This window comes from Kushneria sp. Sum13 (assembly GCF_052692355.1).
In genome coordinates this window covers 2,255,068-2,268,147 of record NZ_CP199847.1, presented here as the reverse complement: position 1 = coordinate 2,268,147, position 13,080 = coordinate 2,255,068, and the positions used below count along the sequence as shown (strand labels likewise).

Annotated in this window: 17 protein-coding genes and 1 tRNA gene; 3 read left to right on the top strand and 15 right to left on the bottom strand. The window is 58.1% G+C overall.

From position 1 onward, the window contains the following. Positions 1-6 precede the first annotated feature (6 nt). Entirely contained in the window at positions 7-1,560 is a 1,554-nt protein-coding gene (locus ACUN8C_RS10610) for a hypothetical protein (protein WP_445619190.1), read from the bottom strand. A gap of 180 nt (positions 1,561-1,740) precedes the next feature. Next, the gene (locus ACUN8C_RS10605) at positions 1,741-2,439 is read right to left on the bottom strand and encodes a LexA family protein (protein WP_445619189.1); all 699 of its coding nucleotides are present in this window, start codon (positions 2,437-2,439) and stop codon (positions 1,741-1,743) included. A 205-nt stretch (positions 2,440-2,644) separates the two neighbouring features. On the opposite strand from ACUN8C_RS10605, the gene ACUN8C_RS10600 reads away from it, so the two are divergent. Further along, the gene (locus ACUN8C_RS10600) at positions 2,645-3,280 is read left to right on the top strand and encodes a glycoside hydrolase family 108 protein (RefSeq protein WP_445619188.1); all 636 of its coding nucleotides are present in this window, start codon (positions 2,645-2,647) and stop codon (positions 3,278-3,280) included. Further along, a complete protein-coding gene (locus ACUN8C_RS10595) occupies positions 3,267-3,833 on the top strand; it encodes a hypothetical protein (protein ID WP_445619187.1) in 567 nt (188 codons plus the stop codon). The genes ACUN8C_RS10600 and ACUN8C_RS10595 overlap by 14 nt, the downstream gene beginning before the upstream one ends. Positions 3,834-3,891: 58 nt before the next feature. On the opposite strand, the gene ACUN8C_RS10590 is transcribed toward ACUN8C_RS10595, so the two are convergent. Next, positions 3,892-4,488, bottom strand: coding sequence for a hypothetical protein (locus tag ACUN8C_RS10590; protein ID WP_445619186.1), 597 nt, complete (start codon positions 4,486-4,488; stop codon positions 3,892-3,894). Positions 4,489-4,562: 74 nt separating this feature from the next. On the opposite strand from ACUN8C_RS10590, the gene ACUN8C_RS10585 reads away from it, so the two are divergent. Continuing rightward, positions 4,563-4,639 (top strand) — tRNA-Ile (locus ACUN8C_RS10585). A 19-nt stretch (positions 4,640-4,658) separates the two neighbouring features. Here ACUN8C_RS10585 and ACUN8C_RS10580 read toward each other — a convergent pair. From ACUN8C_RS10580 to ACUN8C_RS10525, 12 genes are all read right to left on the bottom strand, one after another. After that, positions 4,659-5,699 (bottom strand): phage integrase, encoded by a 1,041-nt coding sequence (locus tag ACUN8C_RS10580; RefSeq protein ID WP_445619185.1) that lies wholly within the window; start codon positions 5,697-5,699, stop codon positions 4,659-4,661. Further along, positions 5,696-6,991: a hypothetical protein gene (locus ACUN8C_RS10575; protein WP_445619184.1), complete on the bottom strand. Its 1,296-nt coding sequence runs from the start codon at positions 6,989-6,991 to the stop codon at positions 5,696-5,698. The genes ACUN8C_RS10580 and ACUN8C_RS10575 overlap by 4 nt, the downstream gene beginning before the upstream one ends. A 169-nt stretch (positions 6,992-7,160) precedes the next feature. Further along, entirely contained in the window at positions 7,161-8,420 is a 1,260-nt protein-coding gene (locus ACUN8C_RS10570) for a secretin N-terminal domain-containing protein (RefSeq protein WP_445619183.1), read from the bottom strand. Further along, a complete protein-coding gene (locus ACUN8C_RS10565; protein WP_445619182.1) occupies positions 8,401-9,462 on the bottom strand; it encodes a zonular occludens toxin domain-containing protein in 1,062 nt (353 codons plus the stop codon). The genes ACUN8C_RS10570 and ACUN8C_RS10565 overlap by 20 nt, the downstream gene beginning before the upstream one ends. Further along, positions 9,462-9,806, bottom strand: coding sequence for a DUF5455 family protein (locus ACUN8C_RS10560; RefSeq protein ID WP_445619181.1), 345 nt, complete (start codon positions 9,804-9,806; stop codon positions 9,462-9,464). The genes ACUN8C_RS10565 and ACUN8C_RS10560 overlap by 1 nt, the downstream gene beginning before the upstream one ends. 3 nt (positions 9,807-9,809) lie before the next feature. Then, positions 9,810-11,141: a hypothetical protein gene (locus ACUN8C_RS10555; protein ID WP_445619180.1), complete on the bottom strand. Its 1,332-nt coding sequence runs from the start codon at positions 11,139-11,141 to the stop codon at positions 9,810-9,812. A gap of 71 nt (positions 11,142-11,212) precedes the next feature. Further along, positions 11,213-11,467, bottom strand: coding sequence for a major coat protein (locus ACUN8C_RS10550; protein WP_445619179.1), 255 nt, complete (start codon positions 11,465-11,467; stop codon positions 11,213-11,215). Positions 11,468-11,570: 103 nt separating this feature from the next. Continuing rightward, positions 11,571-11,669 (bottom strand): tail virion protein G7P-2, encoded by a 99-nt coding sequence (locus ACUN8C_RS10545; protein WP_445619178.1) that lies wholly within the window; start codon positions 11,667-11,669, stop codon positions 11,571-11,573. Between the two features lie 12 nt (positions 11,670-11,681). Further along, on the bottom strand, positions 11,682-12,035 hold the full coding sequence (locus ACUN8C_RS10540; RefSeq protein WP_445619177.1) for a hypothetical protein: 354 nt from the start codon (positions 12,033-12,035) through the stop codon (positions 11,682-11,684). Between the two features lies 1 nt (position 12,036). Next, entirely contained in the window at positions 12,037-12,225 is a 189-nt protein-coding gene (locus ACUN8C_RS10535) for a hypothetical protein (RefSeq protein ID WP_445619176.1), read from the bottom strand. 187 nt (positions 12,226-12,412) lie between these two features. Next, positions 12,413-12,610, bottom strand: coding sequence for a hypothetical protein (locus tag ACUN8C_RS10530; RefSeq protein WP_445619175.1), 198 nt, complete (start codon positions 12,608-12,610; stop codon positions 12,413-12,415). Between the two features lie 176 nt (positions 12,611-12,786). Then, on the bottom strand, positions 12,787-12,996 hold the full coding sequence (locus ACUN8C_RS10525; protein ID WP_445619174.1) for a DNA-binding protein: 210 nt from the start codon (positions 12,994-12,996) through the stop codon (positions 12,787-12,789). Positions 12,997-13,080: the final 84 nt, after the last annotated feature.

Genomic DNA, 13,080 nt, shown 5'->3' with positions numbered 1-13,080 from the left:
ATTACCTTACGAGGTCAGCAGAGACGGATTGAGTGTCAGCATCTGCATTGAAAAGGCCGTCGGCGTTTTCGGGTTGCCCTGGGCATCGACAAAATACAGCTCGAATCCTGTGCACTGGCGTCGTGTCTTGCTGGCATTGACGTAACTGGACAGGTGCTTGAGCCCATCAAAACGAATACCCCGGTCTTCGACGGTGACCTGAATCAGCGGATTATCCAGCAGGTATTCGGTCACCAGCTTAATGGTGCCCTCCGTGGTGACCTGGTTGGTCGTAAAGCACCCCAGGCCACGGCTGAGTGCATCCTGACGCCACAGGAAGTGCTGCGGCATACCGGTGGTCAGCTTGACAAGCTTGCCGGCAATCATCATCTCGCTGACGCCTGTCAGGCCTACAGTGGGTTTGCCGCCAGCGTTGCGCGTCAGGCTGTAGCGCTCATAGAGCCCGTCACCCTTGCCAATGGTAATGGCATCTGAAAACGCAACGTTTTCACTGTCTTCAAGGGTCAGCGGCCCTCCCTTGGTGCGCATCGTGATGCCCTTGGCCGAACCTGCGCTGTTTTTACTGGCCTCAATGACCAGAGGCGGCAGGTAGGCCCACTTGTCTGCCTGCTGAATGATGCTGTCGGGAGTGATACGTACAGCACGGCCCGATGCACTTCTGACCACCATGGCACCTCCGTGTGCAGACACGCCGCCCATACGCGCATCGTGTAAAAGAGAGCTGAACACGTTGCGCCAGCCCCAGGTCACTTTATTGCCTGCAGCAAAACAGTTCATGATCTGTTGATAGCTGGTACTGCGAATGGCGGGATAGCCATTCTCGTCATCGGTTTCATCGGTAGGGGCCACCAGAGGCACCTCCGCAGCAGTCCCGGTGTCACGACGCTTTTCCCACCAGTTACCCATGAAGTTGCAGTCATAGATGTGCGATGCGACTACGGCGTCACCACTAAGGAACTCAAAAATGTTGTCCTGAAACGTGCTGCCGTTGATTTGACGACGGAAAACAAAGGCATTGCCGCAATTGTTGAACTCATTGCGCAAAAAGCGTGCCGTGGTCGAATAACTGTTTTGACTGTCCTCGCAGTAAAGGCCATAGCCCACCTGGATGCAGACACAGTCCTCCATCGTAAAGTTGACCAGTATGTCCTTGACGTAGATGGCGTACTGAATATTGGTGAAATGGATATTTCTGAAAACGCTGTTGTAACCGTAGGCACTGAAAGCGGTCTTGCCGTCGCTTTCCTTCTGCCCCTGGATCAAAAGGTTTTCAACCATCGGCCCCTGTTTGATAAACATGGGGCCACTAAGGCCACTGCTCGGGCGAATGCGCGCAAGGCTGCCTTTCTGGTTTTCACGTAAACGGCCCGGGCCACTGATGTTTTTGTACTGCAAATCAACCGTTTTGGCGATGACGTAATCGCCAGGCGGCACGATGACTGTCGCGGTGTCACTGGCCACAGCAGCATCAATGAACGCCTGAGAGCTGTCGGCCTTGCCGGTCGCATCAGCGCCAAAATCAAGGACGGTTTTCATTACAGTAGCGGTAATAGTTGTCATGAGTATTCTCCAAAGATGACCATGTTGGTGTGATTGCGTTATCCTTTTTGGATAACGTGTAATCATGGTTAATCATTTGGTTAATACGGTCAACCCTTAGTTGTATAAAATGGTTAATTATTTTTAGTTGAAATAATTAATTCTTTTTAAACAATAATTTAATAATGGTCCTTTTGAAGGCTATCGGCGCAGCATCATCTGTGCCATGACGACGCCAATGATTCGACAGTGCGGTCCCAGCGTCATGTACTGTTGCGCCCAGCCCCGGTTCAGTGCCTTGAGCATGGGCGGTTGACCCGGTTCCTCGATATAGCGTTTGAAAGTAGCCTCGGCGCTGCCGTGCTCCTCACATTGAACAATCACGTCATCACCTGACATGGCCTGCACGTCAGGATCTACAAAGATCAGGGTGCCCGGCGGGTAGACTTCCATCATGGATTCCCCGCGCACGCGCAGCACAAAACAGCCGGGCCCACAGTTGGGTGGACGAGGAAATGACTCCTGATCCCCGGCATCGATGATACTGGCCGAAGTATCCGTCCATGCGCCTGCCTGTACCCAGCTCAACAGAGGGGCCATCCCACTCATGATGGGGGCCTGTTCAACACTATTGTCACTGCGTGACGGCATGGCCACCACATTGTCGCCATGAGCTGAGGGCTGTTCATGACTGCTGTCCAGCCAGCCATCTTCCTTGCCAAAGGCTGCTTCAATGCGGCGTGCGAAATCATCGCCGATATTGCGTGTTGCCTTGCTGCTCAGTACCCGACTGGCCGCCGGTGGCTCAACGCCAACGCACTCGGCAAACGCCTTGTTACTGCCTGCCTGATCGCGTAGTGCGCGCGCGTTTTCACGTCGTATTTCACTAACCCTTTGCATGACTGAATCCCGTCGAAAGTATTAAAACTTTTTCAAAATTATCCTTGCTGGTTAATAATGCCTTGGGCATACTCGGATTTGTTAACCAATGTGTGCATATTGTGCATATTGTGCATCCGGCGACTGGATATTGTCATGTGAAAAGTAAGTGAGTCCCGGCTTGCCAATGGCGCGCTACGTAGAACCTATAAGCATGGAGAGTCTCATGAACGAATCACAGCGCAGCAGGATTGTCCTCGCCCTCATGAAACGCGAAGGTGGCTTTGTTGATCACCCCAGCGATCGGGGTGGCGCGACCAATTATGGCATTACCCAGCGTGTGGCTGTTGATCATGGTTATAGCGGCAGCATGCGTGACTTACCTCAGGCACTGGCCGAGAAAATCTATCTGAAAACCTACTGGCATGCGATGAAGCTTGATGAGATCAGTGCGCGTGCGCCCGCACTGGCAATCATGATGCTGGATTACGGCGTACACAGCGGTATCAAGCGAGCAGGACGGCATCTACAGGAGGTGTTGAATGTATTGAGCAACAATGGACGGCGCTGGAGCGCCATCGATATAGACGGTTGCATTGGAACGCAGACGCTAAGGGCAATGGACGCCATGTTCAAACTTCGCGGTGTAAACACGGGTAATACACTCGCGAGTACCATTAACGCGCTGCGTCTGGCGTGGCTGGTCGATCTTGCACGACGCGATGTCTCTCAGCAGGCATTTGCACAGGGCTGGATCGACCGTGTCGTCAGGCTTGAGAAGGATATTTATGACATCGAACCTGACACTGGTCGAAATGGAGCATCCGAAGAGCGACGAGGAAATCGTCATGGCATGGTCTGACGTCGGCAGACGTCTTGAAAGGGAGGCGCCCGAGCTTGCAGCGCTTTTTAGAAATCCCGGCAACTGTGACACTCTGGGCGCGATCGTTGCTGCAACGCTGGAGTGCTGGACAAATGCCTCCGCGCAGGGGGTTCTGGATTTGCTGGATCAGAATCCGGATGCCATCGAGCGCCTAAAACAGCTGGACGTCGAGCGCATCAGAATGCAGCTGGATGTAGCCACGGAAAAGCCTGCAATGTCGCAGGCGACCGGAAGCGCCATCAAGGGGCTTTTCAACAATGACTGGCGCGCCGGAGTCGGCTGGACATTATGCGGGATGCTGGCGCTCATGTCGGTGGCCATCTGTATTACGGTCATCAGGGATCCTGACCGCATTCAGGATTGCGTTGATATCATGACCTGGTTGATCTTCTCGGCCAGCGGTATTCTGGGCATTAACCTTCACGGCAACAGCGTAGAGCGCCGTGTCATGATGGAGGAGACGCATATGGGTATGCAGGAACGTCATTCGGAGGGTGCAGCGCCGCCTCGCCCAAGGGACCTGCAGGATTGAAAGATTTTTTACCTGCCCTGAACGCCCGGCCATGCCGGGCGTTCTTGTCTGTACCGGTTTATCGCTCGATCAGGCGAGCGTTGAATTCGATGGGAATGCTGTTGTCCAGCCGCTGGTAGCCCAGCAGCGACAGGACGGTCTGCGCATTATCCAGCTTCATCAGCTGTTGGGTGTCCACACTGATCGGCTCGGCCAGCGTCAGGTGATAATACTGCTGATCCAGTCGCTCAAGCGTCAAAGGCACCTGCTCGCTTCGTTCAAAGTGATTGCCACTGGCCGTAAGCGTCACGTTACGGGTGGTCGAATCCCCCGGCTGCAGATTGCTCAGCCAGGCCGGATTAACCTTCGTTGACAGGGTCACCATGGCAGAATCGGACGAAAGCCCCGACAATAGCCCGCCCAGACCACTCTGCTTGCCCAGCAGGTCGGTCTGTTCAAGACGCAGCGGCATCTCGAAGCGCCCATCATCATCAATGGTGCCCTGTAGATCGGAGACGTGATAGGTGCGTTCCATCGGGCCGCGCTGACCTTGGCCTGATACATGAGCGGTAATTTCACTGTCGCCAGGGACAAACTGCCAGGCCGCCTGTGCCTGGGTGGTCACCGCAAGCGTTATGCCTGCAACCCCCAGCATCTTCCAGAAACGATCACGCATGCGCTCACTCCTTGTTAATTAACAGCACTGGTCTCACGGCAATGCTTTGGGTATCATACGCAACCGCAATATCAGGGCCTATAGCTCAGTTGGTTAGAGCAGGGGACTCATAATCCCTTGGTCGTAGGTTCGAGTCCTACTGGGCCCACCAATCTTTTCAATAGCTTACGCTATTTCTCGCCTGTCTCATCGCCCTCATTTGTACCCGGTGTCAACGTTGTGTCAACGCCGCGTCTCGGCCCGAATTTCACTGCTTCCAGCAGGTGTTCCGGGGAGAGGTGAGCATAGCGCATGGTCATCTGGATGGTTTGATGGCCAAGTATCCGTTGCAGCGTCAGCAGATCCCCACCATTCATGATGAAGTGGCTGGCAAACGTGTGCCGTAGCACGTGTGTCCTTTGACCTTTTGGCAGGACAATAGTTGTCCTGTTCAATGCCTGGGTAAATGCCGCGTAGGCGTCTGTCGGAAATATACGACCGATCCGGGGGCCGTGTGCCTTGAGCTTCAGGTAGAACTCGCTGTCTACCGGCACGGTTCGCTTGCGTCCGTTCTTGGTGTCGACATAGGTCACGGTATTGTTGCGCACGTACTCGGCGCGCAGTGACTGGGCCTCACCCCATCTTGCCCCGGTATACAGGCACAGTTCTGCCATCAGCACCACGTGACGGCTGCGCGACTCATGCAGTGCGGCAAAAAGCTCGTCGATCTGTGCCTGGGTGAGATAGGACAGTTCAGTCTGGGGCATCCTCAACGCCTTGACGGCGGCAAAGGGGTTGTCGCCGTGCCACTCCTTCATGCGAATGGCCACGTTGAACACTGCCCGCAGATACCCCATGTCATGGTTGACCGTGTTGACGCTAAGCCCTTGTGCGAGACGTTGCGTCCTGAATCTGGCCACTTCGGTTGGCGTGATGGAGGCGGCCAGGGGGTTGTTCATGAGACCGGCCAGCAGATAGAGCTTTTTGAGTCGTGACGCGCCGTCCTTGAGTGAGCTGCCATGCACGTCATGCCAGAGCTGGATCAGATCCAGCAGACGACGCCGATCCCGCTTGCGTGGTGCGTAATCTTCACCGCTGGCCGCCTTGCCGCGCACATGGGCTTCAAAGCGTTTCGCTTCGGCCTGGGTACGAAAGGTTTTCCGGATGCGCCGGCCGCCACGGCCCTCGGGCTGAATGTCCACCTGCCAGCCGGTCTTCATCTTCCTGATCATGCAGCCCGTCCCAACAATCGCCGCTCTATCAACTTCTGTTCCAGTAGCTGCCGGAAGGCGTCCCGGTGGATGCCTCGCCGTCGATAGTAGGCGGCCAGATCGTCCCAGAAGCCTGACTTCACCAGACACTTCATGGCCTGCTTGGCGGTGAAGCCCTGCCGGGCGTAGATCGAGATCAGATTGCCAAAGGCCAGACAGACGTTCTTTTCGTTGCCCAGTCCCGGCGCCTTGCGAGCCCGCTTGTAGAAGTAGTCCGGGGCGATGGCATAGAAGCGGGCATCTTCCTGCAGGAGCTGCCAGACCGGATCAATCAGGCCGCGGCTGTGGTCGAGTCGATAGCCTTGCAGGGCGGTGCGCCAAAGTCCGGACAGGTGCGGGACGGTATCCAGATAGCGATCAAAGCCGTGATCCATGGCCAGCACTTCGCCGGTGTCCACGTTGCACGGGGTGCCCTGGGCGTATTCGCGCAGCACTGACTGATGAAAGCGCATCTCGATGCGCCATACCGTCTCGTCCGGGTCATAGGTATGAGAGAAGGGCTCATCACCCGTGGCGGTCTGCCAGATACTTTCCCAGAAGTGCAGCTTGTCGGTGGCGTGGGCCTGCTTGGTCTTGTTGTAGATGCAGCACTGGAGCGCCCCAGCAGTGCCGAACATGTACGTTTCGCCTTCACCGTAGGTGGTCGCGATGCTGCCCACGTCAAAGGTCGCCTGCTGGATACCGTCGATGCGCATGACCTTTTTCGAGCGGGTCACAAAGCGTTCCATGAAGTCCGCAGGTGGTGCCCAGCCCTGTACGTCCAGTGCCAGATGCACGGCACAGCCCCGAGGCTCCAGCGCGGCCAGCATGTGGGCGGCCACGTTGTCCATGAACGCCTGCAAGGCTTCCGGGGTGTGTTCATGGATGAAGTGCGGGGACAGCTCGACTTTCAGGTGGCTGCCGATGGCGTCGAGTTTCACGTGCCGGGCGTAGAAGAAGATGATCACGCCCAGATCGTTGTTTTGCAGCCGGTAGCGAAAGCCGGAGTGACGAGCACCGGCCCCGACCGACCACTGGTGGCCGAACAGTTCCATGGTGGCCCCGCGTCCCTCGCTGTAAACCTCGATAATCTGCTGAAACTGCCACTCACACGGCATACCGGCATAAAGTTGTCGCACGGTATCGACCCCGGCGTGCAGCAGGCGCACGTTGTCGAGTCGTCGCTGTCCCTTCGGTGAAATGAAAAGCCGTCCCCGGTCGTCCTCGCGATCTTCAATCAGTGATGCGTGCGAATAGCGTTCCCAGCGCTTCATTTTTGTAAAAACCCTTTAATGACCATCAATGACATGTTCACGGACGGTTCGTTGTCATTCTGCGAGACGTGTTACAGGGAGGGTCTCGCCCGCTTCAGGTTGGCCACTTCATCCTGAATATTGCGCGATCGACAGTGGTGGCCAGAGTCACTGTGGGCGCGCGCAACAGTCAGGATTCAGCGGCTACGGTATTGGCCTGGGTGGTGCCGGGGAGCACGGTGGCCTTGAGCAATACGTAGAGCTTTCGTTGCTGATAGCTTTTCGAGGTTGAGCGAAACAGACCGCCAATCAGGGGAATATCGGAGAGCACCGGGACCGATGAGTCATATTCGCTTTCTTCTTCGGAGACGAGACCGCCCAGCAGCAGCGCCTGACCGGATCGGATCTGCACCGTTGACTCGATGGAACGCTGATTGGTGATGATGTCCGAGGCGGCAAGGCTGTTGCTCAGGCTGTCGGCGGTGGTGCTGATGGTCATGACGATCAGGCCGTCATGAGAGACCACCGGCAGGACGTTGAGCCTGACACCCACATCGCGACGTTCGATGGTCTGAAAAGGACTATTGATGTTGGCCGCTTCACCCGTCACCCGCCCGGTGACAAAAGGCACGTTCTGGCCCACCGAGATCAGACCGCGCTGACCGGACAGCGTCAGAATCTGAGGCGTGGAGAGAATCCGGGCCTGACTGTCCTGACGGATCGAGCGCAGGGCAAGCGCGAGCACGTTACCGTCAAATATCCCGAACGAGCCCCCGGCATAGCCGAGCTGACTGCCCAGTGCGCTGGTGTTGAAGCCACCTCCGACTGAAGCACCGGGACGGGCACGACCGGCGGCAAAGGAGAAGTCGAGGCTGTCGCCTTCGGTGGTTTCAAACAATATGGCCTGAATCAGCACCTGATTACTGGGCTGATCAATCGCCGGTATCAGACCATCGAGCTGGGCCAGCTGCTCCGGGGTGGCACTGATCAATAGCCCATTCGAACCGCGCAGCAGTTGTGCCTGGGTGGAGGTCGGGCCGGTGTTGCCGGTCAGAAAGGCATCCAGTACCGGCAGGGCATCATCGGCCCGGATGCTGTCGAAGGTGTACACGCGTGATTCCAGCGCGACCCGTGGCACGTCCAGTTCCTGCATGAACCCATCGACCGGACCGGAGATCGGGGCGACGACCGGAGGATTGCCCGGCGTGACCTGGTAGCCATTGGCGCGCAGCACACCCCGGAAGAACTCGGGCAGTTGTTCATCGCTGACATCCTCGGCCCATGCGGTGACGGTGCCGGACACGGCGGGGTCGACCGCCACCGGGCTGCCGGTGTGTTCGGCGTACCACTGGACGAACTCACGCAGGTCAGCGTCCTGCATTTGGATGGGCGTGGCGTGCGCGGTGATCGAGGCGAGCGCCAGCGAGAGACTAGCAACCGATTTCCACATGGCTTTTTCCTTGAGTGAGGCGAAGACGACAGGCACTGACCGGGGTGAGCGTGAGCCCTTGCTGGGCGAGGTCATCCGAGGTCATGGGCTGCTGGTTGCCATCGATAAGGCGGTAGCGCTGCCGGTCGCCGTAACGGGCGTAGCCGGTGATGCGGGCGTTATCGAAGCGGGTAAGGTCGACAGGCTCGACGGTGGGGGCTGCCTCCTGATCGGCATTGACGCGATCAGCCAGCAGCAGGGAAGTCGTGAGAAGAATGCCGAGCACAAAGGCCACCACGGCCAGCAGCACACGGTTGAAGCGTTTCCAGTAGATGCGGGTCATGCGCATGTAGAAGTCTCCATCGCGGGGCACGCGAAAGGCCCCGTGGGTATGCCACGGCGGCAGCATCATGAAGGTCTGGTGCGGGTAGTGATCGGAGAACGCCTGCTTGGTGTCGTAGGCCGGATAAAGATGCTTGCCGGTGTAGGTCCAGCGCTCGACCGTCAGGCTTGTGGGGCTGTCGCCGTACTTGACGATGCCCAGATGGACTTTCGGCATCGGGAGCTTGCTGCCGACAATCGAGGAATAGATCGCCCCGACAAACGGCACGCTCAGGCGATCCATGCGACGGCAATAGACCACGTGCTCGGCCAGCGCGACGCGGGCCTGCTTGTCCATGATCGACAGATCCTGAATCAGAAAGATGATGTCCCAGCCGAGCTTTCGGGCGTGCAAAAACCAGTTGATGACCGCCTGACGCTCCTTGTCGGCCCATGAACGCGAGTTGAACCATGTCCCGCACTCATCGAGCACCAGAAGCCCGTTTTTCGATTCGTCGTAGCCATCGGTGCCGGTGCCGATGGCTTCCAGATCGGCCAGGCTCGGCTTGTCGGGAATCCGGTAGCAGGTGGTGCGTCTGGCCTTCTCGCCAATCAGGCGGTTGAGGTTCAGGTCAAGATTGGTGGCCACCTTGCAGTTGGCGTTGAGCTTGTCGCGGATCTTGCCCACCGCGACCAGCGTCTTTCCGGCACCCAGCTTGCCGGTGACGACGTAGACGGCCATCAGAACAGCGTCCTTTGCTGCCATTCGAGCAGCGTCGTCTTGTGGTCATAGACCCAGCGCGCCACCTTCGCGGAGAAGATGGCCGACAGGCACATTTCAAAATTGGGTGGCTTCACATAGCCGACGGCGCTGGCCAGATCGGCAGGCATGGCGACCTGTATACCGGCGAGGATGCCTGCAAAGGTTGCGGCCAGACCGGCCAGCAGGGCCATGTACAGGCCAATGAAGGTCAGGGTGGTGGCTGCCCGGCGGGTAAAGCGGGTGGCCAGCTTGCCAATGATGGCTTCAACCAGTTTGGCCAGCAGACGCATTAACGGGCGGATGCCCAGCATGACAAGGGGCATGGCTCAGGCTCTCCGGGGCGCGGTGGCAAAGAAGATGTCGAGGATGGTGTAGACGGTCCAGACATAGAGCAGCCACGACAGGTAGAGCTTGGCCTTGTCGAACACCACGCAATCGACCGTGAAGGCGTAGATCTCGCCGGGGAAAAACTGGAGCGGCGTACAGCCACCGCTGCCGCCGAAGGAAGGCAGGTATCCCTTGAGCTGATCGGTCAGGCCGGAGTCGGCCCCGCTGCCGATCTCGTTACCCTTGACCAGATTCTCAAGCCGCCCGTTGACGCTCCCGGCGCTCTGTTCCATCTCGTCAAAGGCATCATCAATCCCGGCACCCTCGACCAGATCGTCAGGGTTTTCGCCTTCTTCGGTGAGCTTGTCCTGCATGCCGTCGGTGATGCTGTCGGCCAGGCCATCAAAGCCGCTACGGATCGAATCGCGCACGCTGTTGATCGCACTGATGACGCCGGACAGATCGGTACCGCTGCCGCTGCCACCCCCACCGATGACGCCACCACCGGAACCGCCGCCCGATGAGCCACCCGAGCCGGAGCCACCGCCGGTGGAACCGCCGGAACTGGTACCGCCGCCTGTTGAGCCCCCACCGCTGGAACCGCCGGAGGACGTGTCGGGGTATTGAAGGTCACCGGAGATGATGACGTTCTGATCCTTGACCTTGGAAGGGTCGACGCAATAGGTCTTGCCGCCCGAGCCGTAATAACCACCGGAGCAGGTAGAGGGGTCGCTGGTCTCGGTCAGATAGTCAGGAGTGGTGGTGTCAACGCTGCTTCCGGCGTTGGAAGGCGTGTTCTTGTCACCGGAGCTTCTGGCTTTCCACTCTGCTGTCAGGTAGCAGGAGCCTTCCGGGGCGGCTTCACCGGAGGAGGAATAGCCGGAGCAGAGGGAGACGCCATCAAAGGTAATATTGCAGGCCCCGGCGTGAATCGTGCCGCTGCCAAAATCGTCGTTGCTGACCAGCATCGTGCCGGAGGAGCCATATTCGGCCTGACAGTCGCTGTCGCTGTAGATGCTGTTATATATCGGGGTATTACCACCGCCACTGCCGCCAGTGGGTTTGCCGGTCGGTTCGGGATAGTAATAGGTGGCCGAATAAGCCTGATTCCATTTGCCATTGGCCCATTTCATTTCGCCAAAAGGCTGGTAGGTGTAGGGATATTCCGAACCTGCATAGTTGGCAAAATAGGCGGCGGCGCGGGCCTCTATTTCGCTTGTATCTGCGCCATAGGAGCCATATTGCGTGGTGGTATACACTTTCGAGGCATAAGACAGGGACGGCATGAGCATCGAGAACACCAGCACGCCTACCCATGGTTTGAAGGACATTGACCGACCCTTTGGCAGAATAAAAAAGGGGCCTCTGCGGGCCCCTCGAATGACCCCTTGTCAGGGCGCGATCAGGTCGCGCGGCTGACCACTTTCTTGAACAGCTTGATCAGCACCAGACCACCCACGATGCTGACGACCGGGCCCCATGCCTGGGCGATCATGGCGGCCCCATCGCTGCCCACCTGTGAAATGGCATCAGAGGCTTCTGCCGGCAGTTCGGCGTGTGCAGCACTGATCCCCGCGACCATGAGCGCACCGATCCCGGCAGTTTTTCCGGCTGCGTTTTGAGACAGGGCGCGAAGCTGAGCGAGTTTGTTTTTCATGTGGCTGTATCCAGTAATTGCTTGAAGGCAAGCATTGTTTTTCCCCATGCCCAACCGAGGGCATAGGCGGTAAACAGGGAACCAACGACGAATTGGGTTTCGCTCATCGCTGGCCCCCCTTTATTGCGCCAAGCCCGAAAACCACCACGAGCCCGATGCAATAAACGAGGAGCCACAGACCGTCATACTGGGTGGTGTCCATGGCTCGTAATCCTTATTTCTTGGTGTTGCTTTCGGCAGCGTGGGCAGCGGCCCCGCCGGTATTGGTGCCACTGCCTGCCTGTGAGCCCTGGGGGCGACGAACGGCAACGGCGTAGAAGGTCATTTTTCCGCCCGAGGCGCGCATCTCGGCGTCGATCTCCAGATTGCACGGCATGTCGGGGGCGTATTCGCGCAGCTTTTCGAGCATGTCGTAGGGGGCCGAGATCGACATGAACTGATAGCCGATGGCGTTTTCGGAGTCTTCCGGGGCCGGGTTCATGGCAATGATTTTTGCCCCTTTGGTGCCTTCAACCTCATAACGGGAGGCACCCATAACGCGCGCGGTAATGGTGTTGATCATGGTCATGTCAGTTTTCCTTCTGGGCTTGAATGTGCGTGGGATCACGCTGTTCGCAGTGGTGAGCGAGCACGGCAAGCTCGGTGGTTTCGGGGCATTCGCCCTGGGTGATACGGGATTGATACTCGGCAAGGCTGTAACGCAGCGCGGCGCTGGCGTAGTCGCGGCCATGGAGGCAGCGGGCCGCCCGCTCCCTCAAGACTCGGAGTTCTGGGCAGGCGTTTCCCTGCCCAGCCCTCGTGGCCCTTCGGTCTGCGTGCACGACAGTCGACCCCGGCTCCCCCGTCAACACGCGCTGCGCGGTATTGACGGGGGAGCCGCTGTCGACTCGGGGAGCCGTGCGACCGAAGGGCGACGTGTGACGGGCAGGCAGAAACAACATCTTTTCAGTTCCCGGTCTGAGGGGCGGTGGCCAGAGCATCAAGGGCGGAACTGTCGCCGCGCTCGATGCTGTCCAGCCCGGCCTTGACGATGGCTTCACTCAAAAGGGAAGGCGTCGTTTTGTGAGTACCGGCCTGAATGAGCAGGCGGGAGTGATCGTCGGCGGTCAGAAAGACGCGAACCGGAGTTTTGCGCTGGGTCATGTCTGGTGTCCTCGCAATGGGTGACATCGAGCGGTTGAGGCCGGAAGGCCGGGAAGTCAGTACGGAGTCAGGCAAAAAGCACCCGCCCTGCAGATCGGGAAGGCGGTGCGAGAGCGGGTGAAGCAGAGTGCCCGTGTGGGCTCGGGGTTGCGGCTGGACGCAAGAGAAATCGGGGATCATGTCCAGTCCTCGGCATCGAGACATTGCGCAGAGAGCAGTGCCACATTGACCAGGCGGCGACGGCCTACCTTCATGGACGGCAGGTGGCCCTTGTGGATCATGCCCCGGATGGATTCTTCGGAGAGGCCCGAGAGCTGACTAAATCGCTCTTGAGTCATAAGCGGTACATTCGGCTGCACCGATGCCGTGTTTTCGTTCAGTTCCATCACTGCACTCTGCTGCACTGTGTTAGTGTTCTTTTTGTATTGCCTATGCGATACAAAACTTTTTATGAGCTGGTATCCCGATTT

Coding starts and splice junctions, on each gene's coding strand:
- ACUN8C_RS10545 (WP_445619178.1), bottom strand. CDS start 11,669: ATGGACACCACCCAGTATGACGGTCTGTGGCTCCTCGTTTATTGCATC.
- ACUN8C_RS10605 (WP_445619189.1), bottom strand. CDS start 2,439: ATGCAAAGGGTTAGTGAAATACGACGTGAAAACGCGCGCGCACTACGC.
- ACUN8C_RS10580 (WP_445619185.1), bottom strand. CDS start 5,699: ATGATCAGGAAGATGAAGACCGGCTGGCAGGTGGACATTCAGCCCGAG.
- ACUN8C_RS10565 (WP_445619182.1), bottom strand. CDS start 9,462: ATGGCCGTCTACGTCGTCACCGGCAAGCTGGGTGCCGGAAAGACGCTG.
- ACUN8C_RS10560 (WP_445619181.1), bottom strand. CDS start 9,806: ATGCCCCTTGTCATGCTGGGCATCCGCCCGTTAATGCGTCTGCTGGCC.
- ACUN8C_RS10570 (WP_445619183.1), bottom strand. CDS start 8,420: ATGTGGAAATCGGTTGCTAGTCTCTCGCTGGCGCTCGCCTCGATCACC.
- ACUN8C_RS10530 (WP_445619175.1), bottom strand. CDS start 12,610: ATGACCCAGCGCAAAACTCCGGTTCGCGTCTTTCTGACCGCCGACGAT.
- ACUN8C_RS10610 (WP_445619190.1), bottom strand. CDS start 1,560: ATGACAACTATTACCGCTACTGTAATGAAAACCGTCCTTGATTTTGGC.
- ACUN8C_RS10525 (WP_445619174.1), bottom strand. CDS start 12,996: ATGGAACTGAACGAAAACACGGCATCGGTGCAGCCGAATGTACCGCTT.
- ACUN8C_RS10590 (WP_445619186.1), bottom strand. CDS start 4,488: ATGCGTGATCGTTTCTGGAAGATGCTGGGGGTTGCAGGCATAACGCTT.
- ACUN8C_RS10600 (WP_445619188.1), top strand. CDS start 2,645: ATGAACGAATCACAGCGCAGCAGGATTGTCCTCGCCCTCATGAAACGC.
- ACUN8C_RS10540 (WP_445619177.1), bottom strand. CDS start 12,035: ATGACCATGATCAACACCATTACCGCGCGCGTTATGGGTGCCTCCCGT.
- ACUN8C_RS10555 (WP_445619180.1), bottom strand. CDS start 11,141: ATGTCCTTCAAACCATGGGTAGGCGTGCTGGTGTTCTCGATGCTCATG.
- ACUN8C_RS10575 (WP_445619184.1), bottom strand. CDS start 6,991: ATGAAGCGCTGGGAACGCTATTCGCACGCATCACTGATTGAAGATCGC.
- ACUN8C_RS10595 (WP_445619187.1), top strand. CDS start 3,267: ATGGCATGGTCTGACGTCGGCAGACGTCTTGAAAGGGAGGCGCCCGAG.
- ACUN8C_RS10550 (WP_445619179.1), bottom strand. CDS start 11,467: ATGAAAAACAAACTCGCTCAGCTTCGCGCCCTGTCTCAAAACGCAGCC.